This window comes from Chryseobacterium sp. UF-81 (assembly GCF_058245105.1).
In genome coordinates, this window is record NZ_JBSIBX010000003.1 from 194,997 (window position 1) to 208,856 (window position 13,860).

The 13,860-nt window shown below is 39.6% G+C and carries 12 protein-coding genes; 11 read left to right on the forward strand and 1 reads right to left on the reverse strand.

Going from position 1 to position 13,860, the window contains the following annotated elements; translation table 11 throughout:
• Positions 1 to 195: 195 nt before the first annotated feature.
• The 11 genes from lysA to AC4IFE_RS06390 all read left to right on the forward strand — a co-directional run bounded on the left by lysA (position 196) and on the right by AC4IFE_RS06390 (position 12,995).
• Positions 196 to 1,395, forward strand: coding sequence for a diaminopimelate decarboxylase (gene lysA / locus AC4IFE_RS06340; protein WP_490755700.1), 1,200 nt, complete (start codon positions 196 to 198; stop codon positions 1,393 to 1,395).
• A gap of 363 nt (positions 1,396 to 1,758) precedes the next feature.
• Positions 1,759 to 3,492, forward strand: coding sequence for a thiamine pyrophosphate-dependent enzyme (locus AC4IFE_RS06345; RefSeq protein ID WP_490755701.1), 1,734 nt, complete (start codon positions 1,759 to 1,761; stop codon positions 3,490 to 3,492).
• Entirely contained in the window at positions 3,492 to 4,733 is a 1,242-nt protein-coding gene (locus AC4IFE_RS06350; protein ID WP_490755703.1) for an MFS transporter, read from the forward strand. The genes AC4IFE_RS06345 and AC4IFE_RS06350 overlap by 1 nt, the downstream gene beginning before the upstream one ends.
• Before the next feature lie 110 nt (positions 4,734 to 4,843).
• On the forward strand, positions 4,844 to 5,329 hold the full coding sequence (locus tag AC4IFE_RS06355; RefSeq protein WP_490755705.1) for an energy transducer TonB: 486 nt from the start codon (positions 4,844 to 4,846) through the stop codon (positions 5,327 to 5,329).
• Between the two features lie 298 nt (positions 5,330 to 5,627).
• Entirely contained in the window at positions 5,628 to 6,137 is a 510-nt protein-coding gene (locus tag AC4IFE_RS06360; protein ID WP_490755706.1) for a hypothetical protein, read from the forward strand.
• Between the two features lie 310 nt (positions 6,138 to 6,447).
• A complete protein-coding gene (miaB, locus tag AC4IFE_RS06365; RefSeq protein ID WP_490755708.1) occupies positions 6,448 to 7,884 on the forward strand; it encodes a tRNA (N6-isopentenyl adenosine(37)-C2)-methylthiotransferase MiaB in 1,437 nt (478 codons plus the stop codon).
• Positions 7,885 to 8,004: 120 nt separating this feature from the next.
• The gene (locus AC4IFE_RS06370; protein WP_490755709.1) at positions 8,005 to 8,175 is read left to right on the forward strand and encodes a hypothetical protein; all 171 of its coding nucleotides are present in this window, start codon (positions 8,005 to 8,007) and stop codon (positions 8,173 to 8,175) included.
• Positions 8,176 to 8,223: 48 nt separating this feature from the next.
• The gene (locus AC4IFE_RS06375) at positions 8,224 to 9,021 is read left to right on the forward strand and encodes a tetratricopeptide repeat protein (RefSeq protein ID WP_490755710.1); all 798 of its coding nucleotides are present in this window, start codon (positions 8,224 to 8,226) and stop codon (positions 9,019 to 9,021) included.
• A 30-nt stretch (positions 9,022 to 9,051) separates the two neighbouring features.
• Positions 9,052 to 10,338 carry a sigma-54 interaction domain-containing protein gene (locus AC4IFE_RS06380; RefSeq protein WP_490755712.1) on the forward strand — a complete coding sequence of 429 codons (1,287 nt, stop codon included), beginning with the start codon at positions 9,052 to 9,054 and terminating at the stop codon, positions 10,336 to 10,338.
• A gap of 115 nt (positions 10,339 to 10,453) precedes the next feature.
• Positions 10,454 to 10,975, forward strand: coding sequence for an LPS assembly lipoprotein LptE (gene lptE, locus AC4IFE_RS06385; RefSeq protein WP_306841437.1), 522 nt, complete (start codon positions 10,454 to 10,456; stop codon positions 10,973 to 10,975).
• 1 nt (position 10,976) lies between these two features.
• Positions 10,977 to 12,995, forward strand: coding sequence for a tetratricopeptide repeat protein (locus AC4IFE_RS06390; protein WP_490755714.1), 2,019 nt, complete (start codon positions 10,977 to 10,979; stop codon positions 12,993 to 12,995).
• 59 nt (positions 12,996 to 13,054) lie between these two features.
• Here AC4IFE_RS06390 and AC4IFE_RS06395 read toward each other — a convergent pair whose 3' ends face one another.
• Positions 13,055 to 13,663: a DUF4126 domain-containing protein gene (locus AC4IFE_RS06395; RefSeq protein ID WP_490755716.1), complete on the reverse strand. Its 609-nt coding sequence runs from the start codon at positions 13,661 to 13,663 to the stop codon at positions 13,055 to 13,057.
• Between the last annotated feature and the right edge of the window lie 197 nt (positions 13,664 to 13,860).

Consider the following 13,860-nt stretch of genomic DNA (forward strand, 5'->3'; position numbering starts at 1 on the left):
ATAAAAAATAAATAGTACTTTTGCAAAAACAAAAAAGAAGCAATGCAAAATTTTAAACAAATTAAAACTGGAAAAAAGGGAGCTGTAAAGTTCTCTAAGGTTTGGAATATTTAAAAGAGTTGTCTTGCATAAAAATAATTAATGTGGCAGGCTCTTTTCGAAAGAATCTGCCTTTTTTTATGTTAAAATCAAATTATGAATTCAAAAGATTTGCTACAGATTGCCAATGAATTTGGCACACCAGTGTATGTTTACGATGCTGAATCTATTAAAGCTCAATACGAGAAACTTACATCTTCCTTCTTAAAACACACGAAGTTCTTTTATGCTGCCAAGGCGTTGACCAATATCAACATCTTAAAGTATGTCAAGAATCTGGGCGCATCTTTGGATTGTGTATCAATAAATGAAGTAAAACTTGGGCTGAAGGCCGGATTTACTAAAGAAAAGATCCTTTTCACACCAAACTGTGTAGACCTTGCTGAAATTGAAGACGCCGTGAAGCTGGGCGTTCACATTAATATTGATAATATCTCTATTCTTGAGCAGTTCGGAAATAAATTCGGGAACTCTTATCCGATCCTTGTAAGAATCAACCCGCATATTTTTGCAGGAGGAAACTATAAAATTTCAACAGGACATATCGACAGCAAGTTCGGGATCTCTATTCACCAGGTTCGCCATATCGAAAGAGTGATGAAGAGTACCAACCTTAATGTCGAAGGTCTTCACATGCACACAGGAAGCGAGATTAAAGATCCGGATGTTTTCCTGCAGGCATTAGATATTATGCTGGAACTTTCCGAGCATTTCCCAAATCTTAAATACCTGGATATGGGAAGCGGATTCAAAATTCCTTACCAGGACAGCGAAGAGGAAACAGATGTGAAAACCTTAGGTAAAAAAGTGGAAAAAGTATTGTCTGAGTTCACAAAATCTACAGGAAGAAAGTTCGAATTATGGTTTGAGCCCGGAAAATTCTTGGTAGGAAAAAGCGGATATCTTTTAGTAAAAGCTAATGTGATCAAGCAAACGACTGCTACTGTATTTGTAGGGGTGAATTCAGGGTTTAATCACCTGATCCGTCCCATGTTCTATGACTCTTACCATAAAATCGAAAACCTTTCGAATCCAAAAGGAGCGGAAAGAATCTATACGGTAGTAGGAAATATATGTGAGACCGATACATTTGCCTGGGACAGAAAACTGAATGAAGTAAGAGAAGGCGATATCATGGTTTTCCATAATGCCGGAGCATACGGTTTTGAAATGAGCTCAAACTTCAATTCAAGATTAAAGCCGGCAGAAGTCTTATTCTTAGACGGAAAAGCACACCTGATCCGTAAAAGAGATGAATTCGAAGATCTTTTAAGAAATCAGATAGAAGTACTTTAAAATCAAATATAAATGTATAGAAGCTCTGCAGATGACTGCGGAGCTTTTTTGTTTAAAAACCCCTAACATATATTTTAAGTCATTGGCTTCTCATTAAGTTTAAAAACATTAAGTTGAGGTGCTTATCAAAAGTGCATGCTAAAAATTGGTTGATTTTTTATCTTAATTATTTATTCTTCTTAATGTTTTAAAGCTTTTCACTGTTATCAAAAGAGCTTTAATGTGTTGAAATTTTAATACTTTTTAGGAATATAAATTATAATTTATTAGCTAAATTTGAGAGAGGTAAGAATTTTAAACACTTGCCTATTCACGATCCTTTCGGTATTCCGTAACTAAAATAAACACCAAAAAATACTAATTATGGCTAAAAACATAGCAGAGCAGATTGTTGAAATGCTCGAAAATGCCAATGTGAAAAGAATTTATGCAGTAACCGGCGACAGCCTTAACCATCTTAATATTGCGGTTAAAAAAAGCAGCATCGAATGGATTCATGTAAGGCATGAAGAAGTAGGAGCCTATGCGGCGGCGGCAGAAGCAGAGCTTGACGGGTTTGCGGTGTGCGCAGGGAGCTGCGGGCCGGGACACGTCCACCTCATTAATGGAGTTTATGAAGCACATAAATCACACGTTCCAATGCTTGTCATTGCTTCCACAATTCCCAGTGACGAAATGGGAATGGATTATTTCCAGGAAACCAATACCATAAAACTGTTTGATGACTGCAGTCACTATAACCAGATGATTACAAGACCGGAACAGGTACAGAGAACGCTGCAGACGGCTATTCAGCATGCCATCTCAAAAAAAGGAGTGGCAGTAATAGGGCTCCCGGGAGACGTGTCAGAACTTGATGCTGAGGAAGGATCTACATCTGCCCAGATATTCAGGACCCATCCCGTAATAAGACCTTCCGATGAAGAATTAAAACAGCTGGCTGCTTTGGTTAATGAAAGCAAAAAAGTTACCCTTTATTGTGGAATTGGAGCAGGAGAAGCGAATGCTGAGGTCGTAGAACTGTCGAAGTTTCTAAAAGCTCCCGTAGGCTATTCTTTCCGTGGAAAAATGGCCATTCAGCCCAATAATCCCAATGAAGTAGGTCTTACAGGACTGTTGGGATTTCCATCCGCTTACCATGCGATGCACGAAGCCGATCTTGTTATTCTTTTGGGAACCGATTTTCCGTACCAAAAATTCATGCCGGTAAAAAACAAAATTGTCCAGATCGATGAAAGTCCTGAAAGATTGGGAAGAAGAGCAAAACTGGAGCTGGGTCTGGCAGGAGACGTGAAAGAAACGATTAAAGCTCTGCTGCCGTTATTGCAAGAAAAAACAGATGCTCATTTTCTTAATGAACAGTTGGCATTTTATGAAAAAGTAAAAGAAACTCAGTTTGCTTACGTGAAAGACTTCGGAAAAGAGAATGCCATACAGCCTGAATATGTTGCCCATACTTTAGACCGGCTGGCTAAAAAAGACGCCATTTTCACAGTCGACACAGGCATGTGCTGCGTGTGGGGAGCAAGGTTTATTACAGGTACAGGAGAAAGAAAAATGCTGGGCTCCTTCAATCATGGGTCTATGGCGAATGCTATGCCAATGGCCATAGGTGCATCTTTGGCTCATCCGGACAGAGAAGTGATTGCTATGTGTGGAGACGGTGGGATTTCAATGCTATTGGGAGATATGGCAACCATATTTCAGTATAAGCTTCCGGTAAAGCTCATCGTTTTCAATAACAGAACCTTAGGAATGGTAAAGCTGGAAATGGAAGTAGGCGGTATGCCGGATAATGAAACCGATATGATTAACCCGGATTTTGCCATGATCGCACAGGCCATGGGATATCCCGGAAAAAATGTTCACAAGCCTGAAGAAGTAGAAGACGCTATTAAAGAATGTCTCGCTTATAACGGTCCTTACCTTCTTAATATATTTACCAATCCCAATGCTCTTGCTCTTCCCCCGAAAATAGACTTTGACCAGGTCCTGGGAATGACAAAATCTATGGCCCAGCTGATGCTTGGCGGGAAGATGGAAGAAGTGCTGGATACAGTAAAAACCAACTACAAACATATTAAAGGATTGCTGTAATGAATGCTTCCTTAAAAAAGTTTTATGTAATCGCATGGTTATTCGGGCTGGTATTTTACTTTCTGGATTATGTGGTCCGTTCGGCACCAGCGGTCATGATCCCGGAACTGGTCAATAATTTCAGTACAACAGAACTGAAACTTGTCAGCCTGATCGGAACGTATTATTATACATACTCTACATGCAGTCTCATCGCAGGTATGGCTTTGGATAAATTTGGCGGTAAAAAGTCGCTTTTTGCAGGAGCTTTAATTTTAGGGGTAGGTTGTTTACTGTTTTTGGCATCTGCCTATTCTGGTGGCATGGCCGGGCGGCTATTGCAGGGCGCGGGGTGTGCTTTTGCATTTCCTGGCTGTGTTTATCTGGCAAGTAAAGGATTTTCTTCCAAATCTTTAGCGACAGCTGTTGGATTTACACAATGTATCGGAATGCTGGGTGGTACCTCAGGACAGTTTGTCGTTGGGCCATGGGTAGAAGAAGGGGTGAATATAGATACTTTCTGGCTTTGGTCGGGTATTATTACAGTTATTACGGCATTCTGCCTGTTCTTAGTAATTCCTGGAGAAAAACAATCTGAAGTGCAGTCTGATGCTGTTAAAAAAGTGGGATATTTAGAGCCGTATAAGATCGTGTTTAAAAATCCCCAATCCTGGTTCTGCGGCATTATTTCCGGATTGCTGTTTGCGCCTACCACTATATTTGCGATGACATGGGGTGTTGCATTCTTTGAAAAAGACAAAGGCTTTATGTTTCATGATGCTGCCATTACCAGTGCAATGGTTGCTTTCGGCTGGGTATTCGGATGTCCGCTTTTAGGCTTTATTACAGATAAAATCGGAAGAAGAAAACCTGTCCTGGTCGGAGGTGCAATACTGATGATCTTAAGCTTTCTGCAGCTGCTGTATCTTCCGGACTTGTATCCGGCCAAAATAAGCATGTTTATTTTCGGGCTTGGTTCCGGAGCGGCCATGATCCCATATTCCATCATTAAAGAAGCAAATCCTGATTATGTAAAAGGCAGTGCAACCGGGGCTATTAATTTCATCACGTTTGGAGTCACTACCCTGGTGAGTCCGGTATTCAGCAGATGGTTTGGGAAAAGTTTAGAAGCTGCCTCGGGAGAAATGCATTTTCAGTCTTCCCTGTTATTCTGGATTGCAGGAATTGTTCTTGCCATTCTTATTTCGCTCATGTTAAAAGAAACCGGGAGTAAAGTACAAATGCAGACTTTAGAGGCTTAAATTAATTTGTAAAAGTTTATGGAAAACTTCAGGTACAGCCTGAAGTTTTTCTTTTTAAAGTATTTAAATAATTAACTTTGTTGAAGCATTTTAATATTCATGAATAGTCTATGAAAACTTTTACATTACTGATAGCATTTCTTATCACAAATTTTACATTTGCCCAGCAGGATGTTGAAGACAGAGATGATAACCCGATTACAGAGGTCAATAAAAATCTTTTAAAAATAGATATCAAGGAGCCTTTCTTACAGATTGCAGTGAAAAACTGTAATGATTTTAAACCGGCTAGATTTGAAGGTGGTGTAACGGTTTATAAAGAAACCCTGCAAAATTTCATGTATGATTACCTGAACTCAGATTTCTATGTCCTGAACGGAGATTTTACATTTACCCTTACCGTCGATGAGACCGGAAAAGTGACCCATATTGAAGGAACTCCTAAAGTAGCCAACAGCACTTATTTTTTCGATGACATGAAATATGTAGTAAGAAGAATCAAAAAAAACTGGATTCCCGCTTCATGCAACGGTCAGCCTGTTGCTTCACAGATCAAAATAAAAATGCATTGCTCTTCAATCGCTACAGATTTATGAAAGTATGCTGCTAAAAAAGTAAAAGGAAAATGGAAACCAGCCACTAAAAATGGAGTGGCTGTTGATTATAAAACAATAATGAAAATCAGGTTTGATACTAATGCTTACGATCATGATTAAAAAAGTTCTACAGGTAATTGCTTTGATTTTGGTTTTAGTTGTGTGTAAAGCACAGACATTTGATCTTCTTAAGGGAGATAGGAATCCTTATAAAGGAGGTCCTGTGCAGTTTTATAAAGATTTGAATAAAATTCTTATAGATAGTCATTCACAACATTGCAATAACAAAATGTCTGAGATGTTTCTTGCTGAACTTGAAATAGAAAACGGGCAGGCAAAAATTATTAATAAGAATCTTTCTGATGATTGTCCTGTCCAGGTTTTTATAAAGGCTCTCGATGAGATAAATAAGTTAAAAAAGTGGAAAAAAGGCTCAGATGTGCAGAAATATGTTTCCATTATGTTCTATCCGGTCGACTATTTTGAGAACTTCAAAGAAAATTATACCACACAGGGGCTGAAAAAATATGCTGAATTTCCGGGAGGAATGGGGGAGTTCAGAAACAGGCTGATCTCTAACCTGAAAAAGCAGAACATTAAGAATGCAGATGGGATAACAGCTGAAATACAGTTTAAAATAAGTGAGAACGGGATTTTAAATGATATTAGAATAAGGCCGTATGACTTACAGGAAGATATCAAGAATAAAATCACAAAAGCCGTAGGGCAAATCACTGAAAAATGGCAGCCTGAATCTTTCCGGAATGTTCCGATAGCATCCAGTTTTAGGATACCGGTAGGTTTATGATTTTGTTTGCCTGATGGTAAATAAAAGATAACCAATAATGTATAATAGTTTTCTCAAATAAATTGAATCTTCATAGATTTTGCCGAGTAGAACGCCCTTGCGAATTTAAAAATAGACAGGACAAAAGTGTAAAAAGACTCTTTGCGTTCCATAGCTTGATAAAAAAATACGTTGGGTTCACGTTAAAATAATCTCCTGCCATTCTGTCACAATATTTTGTATCTTTGCAGACTAATCTGTTTGGGATTTAAAATTCATCTTGATGCTTTGAAATTTAAATGCTGAGCATTGAACTTTTAAAACGAATATTGTGCAGGAAAAATATATAGACGAAACAAAACAGGGAGAAGCTTTTGCTATCGCTGAAAGGCCTGAGAATTCTAAAAAACTCTTTTTAGAAAGCTATGGCTGTCAGATGAACTTTTCTGATTCTGAAATTGTTGCATCTATTCTTAATGAGCAGGGATACAATACAACCCTGAAAGTAGAAGAAGCAGACCTTATTCTTCTGAATACATGTTCCATCCGTGAAAAAGCGGAGCAGACCGTAAGAATGCGTCTTTCACAGTTCAAGAATCTGAAAAAAGAAAAACCGGGTATGACGGTAGGTGTTTTGGGATGTATGGCAGAAAGATTAAAGACCAAATTCCTGGAAGAAGAACAACTGGTAGACCTTGTGGTAGGCCCTGATGCTTACAGAGACCTTCCTAACCTTCTGAAAGAAACAGAGGACGGAAGAGATGCCATCAACGTAATCCTCTCAAAAGAAGAGACCTATGCAGATATCAACCCTGTACGCTTAGGCGGAAACGGGGTTACGGCTTTTGTAACCATCACCAGAGGCTGCGACAATATGTGTACTTTCTGTGTGGTTCCCTTTACCAGGGGAAGAGAAAGAAGCCGGGACCCGCACTCCATTATTGAAGAATGTAAAGACCTTTTAAATAACGGATATAAAGAAATTACCCTTTTAGGACAAAATGTAGACTCTTACTTATGGTACGGAGGAGGCCCGAAAAAAGATTTCGTTAAAGCTTCCGAAATGCAGAAAGCTACGGCAGTCAACTTTGCGCAGCTGCTTGATTTGGTAGCTAAAGCCGTTCCTGAAATGAGAATCAGGTTCTCTACTTCAAATCCTCAGGATATGAGCCTTGAAGTATTCAGAATGATTGCAAAACATGACAATATCTGTAAGTATGTTCACCTTCCGGTACAAAGTGGAAGCAACAATATGCTTCTGGCGATGAACAGGCAGCATACCCGTGAAGAATATTTGGATTTAATTAAAAAAGCAAAGGAAATTGTTCCGGATATTGCTTTTTCACAAGATATGATCATCGGTTTCTGTAATGAAACAGAACAGGATCACCAGGATACCTTAAGCCTGATGAAAGAAGTGGAATATGACTACGGTTATATGTTTGCCTATTCAGAAAGACCGGGAACGCCTGCCCATAAAAAAATGGAAGACAATATCCCTGCTGATGTAAAGCAGAAGCGTCTGGCTGAGGTTATTGCGCTGCAGGGTGAACTATCCAGAAAAAGGATGGAATCTTATGTGGGAAGACATCACCAGGTCCTCATCGAAGGGATCTCCAGAAAAAATAAAAACCAGTGGAAGGGAAGAAACTCACAGAATGCAGTCTGTGTTTTTGATATGCTGGGAGGACAGAAAATTGGTGACATTGTGGACGTTTTTGTCTATGGCAATACACAGGGCACGCTTTTAGGGAGAACAGCTGAATAATGTAAAGTTTTCCTGAAAAACTGGCAGTCTTCAATATGACCAGGGGACAAAGGGGGTTGACTATAAAGGAGAGAACTGACCAAAAACTGCAAAAAAGAAAAAATATCTTCCGAAACTGAAATGACCGGCCATATTACCGTAAGATTTTTAGTAAATTGTGAAGGAAAAACAGGACTGTTCAGGGTTCAGCAGATGAATGCAGATCTTAAAGAAACAGTTCCGGATAAAGAGCTGGAAGACAGGCTGCTGCGGTTTGAAAATCGCTGCACGGCTGGATGCCAAAAGAGATAAAAGGTTTTAAAGCAGGCTATTATCAGTATTTAACCTATTAAATTGAAAATGGAAAAGTTTCAGAGGTATTACCTTAGCTTTTTGTTGCTTATCGTTTACACCAATACTATTGCGCAGGTCAACTGTAATGCAGTAGAGGGTGAGAACTGCAAAAAAGCTAGTGAGCTATACAACTGGGCTTCAGACGGACAGGGCAGCCGGGAATCCCAGGAAGCCTTTGATAAAGCGATTGGGCTTTGTCCTGATTTCTCCAGTTCCTATATGGAGAAAGCAGTTCCATATCTTAAAAACGGAGATTTTGTAACCTGGAAAATACTTATAGATAAATCTGTTGCTGCAGATCCTAAAATGCAATTGGGATACAGGGGGTGGTACAGATTCCAGTTCCTGAGAGATTATAAAGGAGCAATCCGGGATTTAGAAGAACTAAAAAAATACTATCCTGATGATCTGGGAGGATCTTTAAACGGGGACTACCATTTAGAGGTGGTTAAAGCAGTCTCTTACAGTGTATTAGGGCAGAAAGAAAAAGCGATTGGCATCATTGAAAACCTTCTGGCATCCGGAGGTTATTTTAAAGGGATGTATGATCACCACCAGCTTGGAGTAACCTATTTTGAGCAGGGCAGATATGACAAAGCCTTAGAAAATTTCGAAAAACAAAGCAAAGAAAACAACTTTGCCGGGAATATATACTTTAAAAGTAAAGTTTCTAAAATCAGGAACAAAGATTATTTAGATTTAAAAAAGTTAGCATTAATGACTTATGATGAAGGAAAGACCATGAAAGACGTCTACACTCATCACTTCAACAAAATCTACAGAAAACAGAGCGAGGAGCTGTAGATTATTAAATCAATAATCAAAAATTTACTTATGAGCAACGACTTACAAAACATAAAAAACCGCTTTGGAATTATTGGGAATTTCCCGGCACTGAACCGCGCTTTAGAAAAAGCAATCCAGGTGGCCCCTACGGATATTTCCGTTCTGGTCATCGGAGAAAGTGGTGTTGGAAAAGAATTTATCCCAAAAATTATCCATTCAGAATCCAAAAGAAAGCATCAGCCCTATATCGTGGTCAATTGTGGAGCAATTCCCGAAGGAACCATTGATTCTGAGCTATTTGGGCATGAAAAAGGAGCATTTACCGGAGCTACGGCCACCAGAAAAGGATATTTTGAAGTGGCAGACGGTGGAACCATCTTCCTCGATGAGGTAGGAGAACTTCCTTTGCAGACTCAGGTCCGTCTTTTAAGGGTGCTGGAAAGCGGTGAATTCATGAAAGTGGGTTCTTCTCAGGTTCAGAAGACCAATGTGAGAATTGTGGCAGCGACCAACGTCAATATGATGAAGGCCATTCACGACGGAAGGTTTCGGGAAGACTTATTTTACCGTCTGAATACCGTGCAGATCGACATGCCACCTTTACGGGAAAGAAAAGGGGATATTCACTTACTGTTCAGGAAATTCTCTATAGATTTTGCAGAAAAGTACAGAATGCCGGAGCTGGAGCTCGAGCCAAGTGCTGTTCATTATATTGAAAACTACAGTTTTCCGGGAAACATCCGGCAGCTGAGAAATCTGGTAGAGCAGATGACCGTGGTGGAGAGAAACAGACAGGTAACCGTAGAGAAACTTGCTGAATATATTCCGATGGAAACCCATCTTCCGATGGTTGTGAATAATCAGAATGCCCAAAAGCAGAATGATTTCGGAAGCGAAAGAGAAATTATGTATAAAATTCTCTTTGATATGAGAAGTGATATCAACGACTTGAAATCACTCACCTCAGAACTGATCAAAAACAGAGGAACCGCCGATCTCAGCAATCAGGAAAAAAACCTGATCAACAGGATCTATTCCGCAGAGCAGGCGCAGCCGGTCAGCCAGAATTCATTACTCTATTTCGAGGACAAATCACCGGGAGTTCAATCCGCACCCACCATCATTTCAAATGCTGATGACAGCTATGAAGATATTGAAGATATAGAAATAGAGGAAAACAGACCGGAATCCTTATCTCTTCAGAATAATGAAAAAGATTTGATTATTAAAGCATTAGAGAAGCATAAAGGACGCAGGAACAGGGCTGCGGACGAGCTTGGAATTTCACAGAGAACTTTATACAGAAAAATAAAACAGTATAACTTAGAAGACTGAAAACAGAGATGAAGAATTTGGCGCTCCTTACCTGCGTAGAAAGCATTTTCCAGTTTGGAATTATAAGTATGCAGCCTACTATAAAGATGTATAGAGTCAGTAAATGAAAAATGGTATGAGTAAATTAAAAATAATTTTTGGGTTTGTAATTCTTTCGCTGTTCCAGCAGTGTTACTCTTTTACAGGATCATCATTGACGGATGAAAAAACCGTCCAGATCAATGAATTTCCGAATAATGCAGCGCTTGTGAATCCTACCCTTTCCCAGCAGTTTTCTACAGATATCCAGAACAGATTCCTGCAGAGAACGACATTAAAAGGTACAAAATCAAACCCTGACATCCTGATAGAAGGTGAAATTTCAGACTATAATTTTTCGCCTACTACGATCAGTTCCAATACACTGACAAATCCTTCAGGAGGTGTCGTACAGCAGGCACAGAGCAAGCTGACGATCAGTGTAAAGGTACATTATGAAAATAAAATACATCCGGATTCCAGTTTCGACAGAACCTATTCGGATGAAGTGGTTTACAACAGTGACCTGAGCCAGAGCCAGATAGAAACTTCTCAGGTGAAGCTTGTAACAGACAGAATTATTAATAAGATATTTAACGATATTGTAGCCAATTGGTAAGATGAATCCCAGAGTTTTAGAATTATTAAAGAGCCCCAGAAATATACAGTCAGAAGATCTCGGTCTTTTGAAAGAAGAAATTCATGCTTTTCCCTATGTACAGAACATCAGGGCGCTTCATTTGTTTGGGGTACATCTTTATGATAAAGAAAACTATCAGAAAGAACTTTCCACAACAGCCGCCTATACCACGGATAAAAAGCTTCTTTATCAGCTGATCAACGGTAAAATCCAACGTGAACCTAAAACGGAAATTGCAGAAGATAAACAAGCTTCTAAAACACTGGAAAAACCGGTAAAATATTCTTATAAAGAGAAAACATTCCCGATAAAAAGAGATGAGTCTCCCGAAAAGAAGGAAAACAAATATGAAGAGGCAGCAGGCATGATACAGCCTGCACAGGAAATCAGGCATATTCATGTCAATGGAGAAAGAAACAGGATTCTTTTTGAAGGAGAAGAAAACTTCCTCGATGAAACAAACCAGGAAGTAATTGATCTTGAATCCACACTGGAGTCAGGTGTATTGGTGACACAAAAAAGCGATACCGTTACAGAAAGTCTTCCTGAAGAAGCTGTACAGGAGCCGGAAACAGATACAAAAGAACAGTCTGAAGATTCAGAAGCAGGAGTAGAATTCACACCTGAATTGATTGTTGAAGAAAATAAAATTGAAAGTCCTGCAGAAGAGCAGAAAATCAATAAGGATGATGAGGTAAGCTTCCATGAAGTAGAAGCTCTGAACCCGGAAACAGAGGTTGTTCAAAACACAGAAGATGAAACTGTTGAAGAACCTTCACTTACTGAAACAGATGAGGCTTCAGAAATTATTAATGAAGATACCCATGTAAATGAGCCTCATGCTGAAATCAGCTTTCACGGGATGGATGAGTTCCTGCCGGATGTTAAAATCCAGGGAAACACAGACAACGAAGCTGTATCTTCCGAAATTCCTAAGCCGAATGTAAATAAGCATGAGGAAGAAATGCGACGTCTCATTGAAGAGGTGGAGAAAAAGATGAAAGAAGCACAGGCGACGACAAAGGTTGAAAATGAAGAGCCTGAAACTACCGATCATGAGATCAGTTTTGCTGAAACACAGAGCTTTCACTTCTGGTCCACAGAGAAAGAAGAGCCAAAAGCTGAAGAACCTGTTATGGAAACAGTAGAAGATACTGTAGAACAGCCAGTTCAGCATGAAGAGGCTGTAGAAATCCCGGAAAAAGAAGAAGAGACTGAAATCATTGCAGAAGAAGCTTCTGCTTGGAAACCTATGAGTCTGGATTCCAACCTGCCTGATTCTTTGATCAGCCATGCCGGCGCAGTTTCCGTACCTAAGCCAGAAGCTCCAAAAGAGGAAAAAATTCCGGTGATAGAAGAAGTTGTTTCAAAAACTGTCGAGGAGCCTCAGAAAAATCCTGAAACAGTCTTGGAGGAAAAACTTCCTGTTGCTGAAAAAGAAATACCTGAAATTGCAGAAGAAAAGAATGAAGAAGTTGAAAATGGAAAAGAAACGATCGAAACAAAAATGCCAAAAGAAGAAGCACCAGTTATGAATGTATCTTTCTTTGGGACCGATATTTCGAGTCTGGCAGTAGAAAAAACAGCGAAAGAAGAGCCCATTCAGGAAATCAAAGAAGAAAAAACCGGACAAACACCAGCTGACAGCAATGTGCCCGGATTTATCAATACCTGGCAAAGCTGGCTTAAGATTGGCAGAACAGCAGAAGAGGTCCCTGAAAAGGAAAAAGCCCCCGTTCAGGAAAAGGTTATTGAAGCTTTCATCGAAAATAACCCTAAAATAAGTCAGTTAAGAGACGAAAGTACATATGTTGTCAAAGAAAAGAATGATGATATTTCCCATTTGATGACAGAAACACTTGCCAACCTTTATTTCGAGCAGAAACTGTACACTAAAGCCATCAAGGCATTTGAAATCCTAATCAAGAAAAACCCTGAAAAAAAGGACTATTTCCAGTCTAAAATCAAGGAAATAAAAGATTTCAGAAGTAAAGGCTAAATAGGCCTGAGAAGATATAAAAGAGGCTGGTCACAGAAAAAGTGTCCAGCCTTATTTTTTTATATAGTATCAGCAGTCTTTTTACTGCCACGCAGCTTCCGCCATGCTTTCCGTCCGAAGATAATAACGAGAATAATCATGATAAGCGCAAAAATGGCTGCGATAATCGGTGCTGCCATTGCCAGTATAGACATGATTCCGGCTCCCGCGGTTTCAGTGGTTCCCACTACGGAATTTCCCAGGCCTCCTGTTGTCGCGGTAGAAGCTGCCCGGATTCCTGCAAAACCGGAACTGATCGTAGCAGCTGTTCCGCCCCCGGCAATTAAGGCAAGTGCCCACTGCGGAAAAGTTCCAAGATCAGCAAACTGGCTGGCAAATAAAACAGAGCCTGCCACCGTGGCTAAAGGAACCGAAATGGTATCCAGCAGATGATCTACAAACGGAATGTAATAGGTTAAAATTTCAGCGATTGTCGCAATTCCGGTAGTAATGAGGGCCGGAAGTCCCGAAAGCCACTCAAAATGCTCATTCATCGGGATCCAGTGAAAATAAGAAGCAAGACTTACCGCAAACATCGGCAGAAAAACTCTAAAGCCTGTAGCGGCTGCCAATCCTATACCAATGAAGGCACTGAGTATGTAAGGGAAATAGGGAACGTGATCTAACATTTTAATTTTCAGATTTATTGTTTCCCCTAAAATTACAAAAACTATGCAAGGTTTTGTGAAAAATAAATACTTGTAGATTTTATAACAACAACTTTCCGGAATCATCTGTGAAAATCTGTGCTATCTGTGGTTAAACACATCAACACTTTACACAAAATGGTTTCATTGAGAAATTACTACGCTGTTCTGTTGTTACG

Bases quoted from the DNA above. Each gene is read 5' to 3' on its own strand.
- AC4IFE_RS06345 (WP_490755701.1), top strand. From the start codon at position 1,759: ATGGCTAAAAACATAGCAGAGCAGATTGTTGAAATGCTCGAAAATGCC.
- AC4IFE_RS06360 (WP_490755706.1), top strand. From the start codon at position 5,628: ATGTTTCTTGCTGAACTTGAAATAGAAAACGGGCAGGCAAAAATTATT.
- lptE (WP_306841437.1), top strand. From the start codon at position 10,454: ATGAGTAAATTAAAAATAATTTTTGGGTTTGTAATTCTTTCGCTGTTC.
- AC4IFE_RS06350 (WP_490755703.1), top strand. From the start codon at position 3,492: ATGAATGCTTCCTTAAAAAAGTTTTATGTAATCGCATGGTTATTCGGG.
- AC4IFE_RS06390 (WP_490755714.1), top strand. From the start codon at position 10,977: ATGAATCCCAGAGTTTTAGAATTATTAAAGAGCCCCAGAAATATACAG.
- lysA (WP_490755700.1), top strand. From the start codon at position 196: ATGAATTCAAAAGATTTGCTACAGATTGCCAATGAATTTGGCACACCA.
- AC4IFE_RS06370 (WP_490755709.1), top strand. From the start codon at position 8,005: ATGACCGGCCATATTACCGTAAGATTTTTAGTAAATTGTGAAGGAAAA.
- AC4IFE_RS06375 (WP_490755710.1), top strand. From the start codon at position 8,224: ATGGAAAAGTTTCAGAGGTATTACCTTAGCTTTTTGTTGCTTATCGTT.
- AC4IFE_RS06355 (WP_490755705.1), top strand. From the start codon at position 4,844: ATGAAAACTTTTACATTACTGATAGCATTTCTTATCACAAATTTTACA.
- AC4IFE_RS06395 (WP_490755716.1), bottom strand. From the start codon at position 13,663: ATGTTAGATCACGTTCCCTATTTCCCTTACATACTCAGTGCCTTCATT.
- AC4IFE_RS06380 (WP_490755712.1), top strand. From the start codon at position 9,052: ATGAGCAACGACTTACAAAACATAAAAAACCGCTTTGGAATTATTGGG.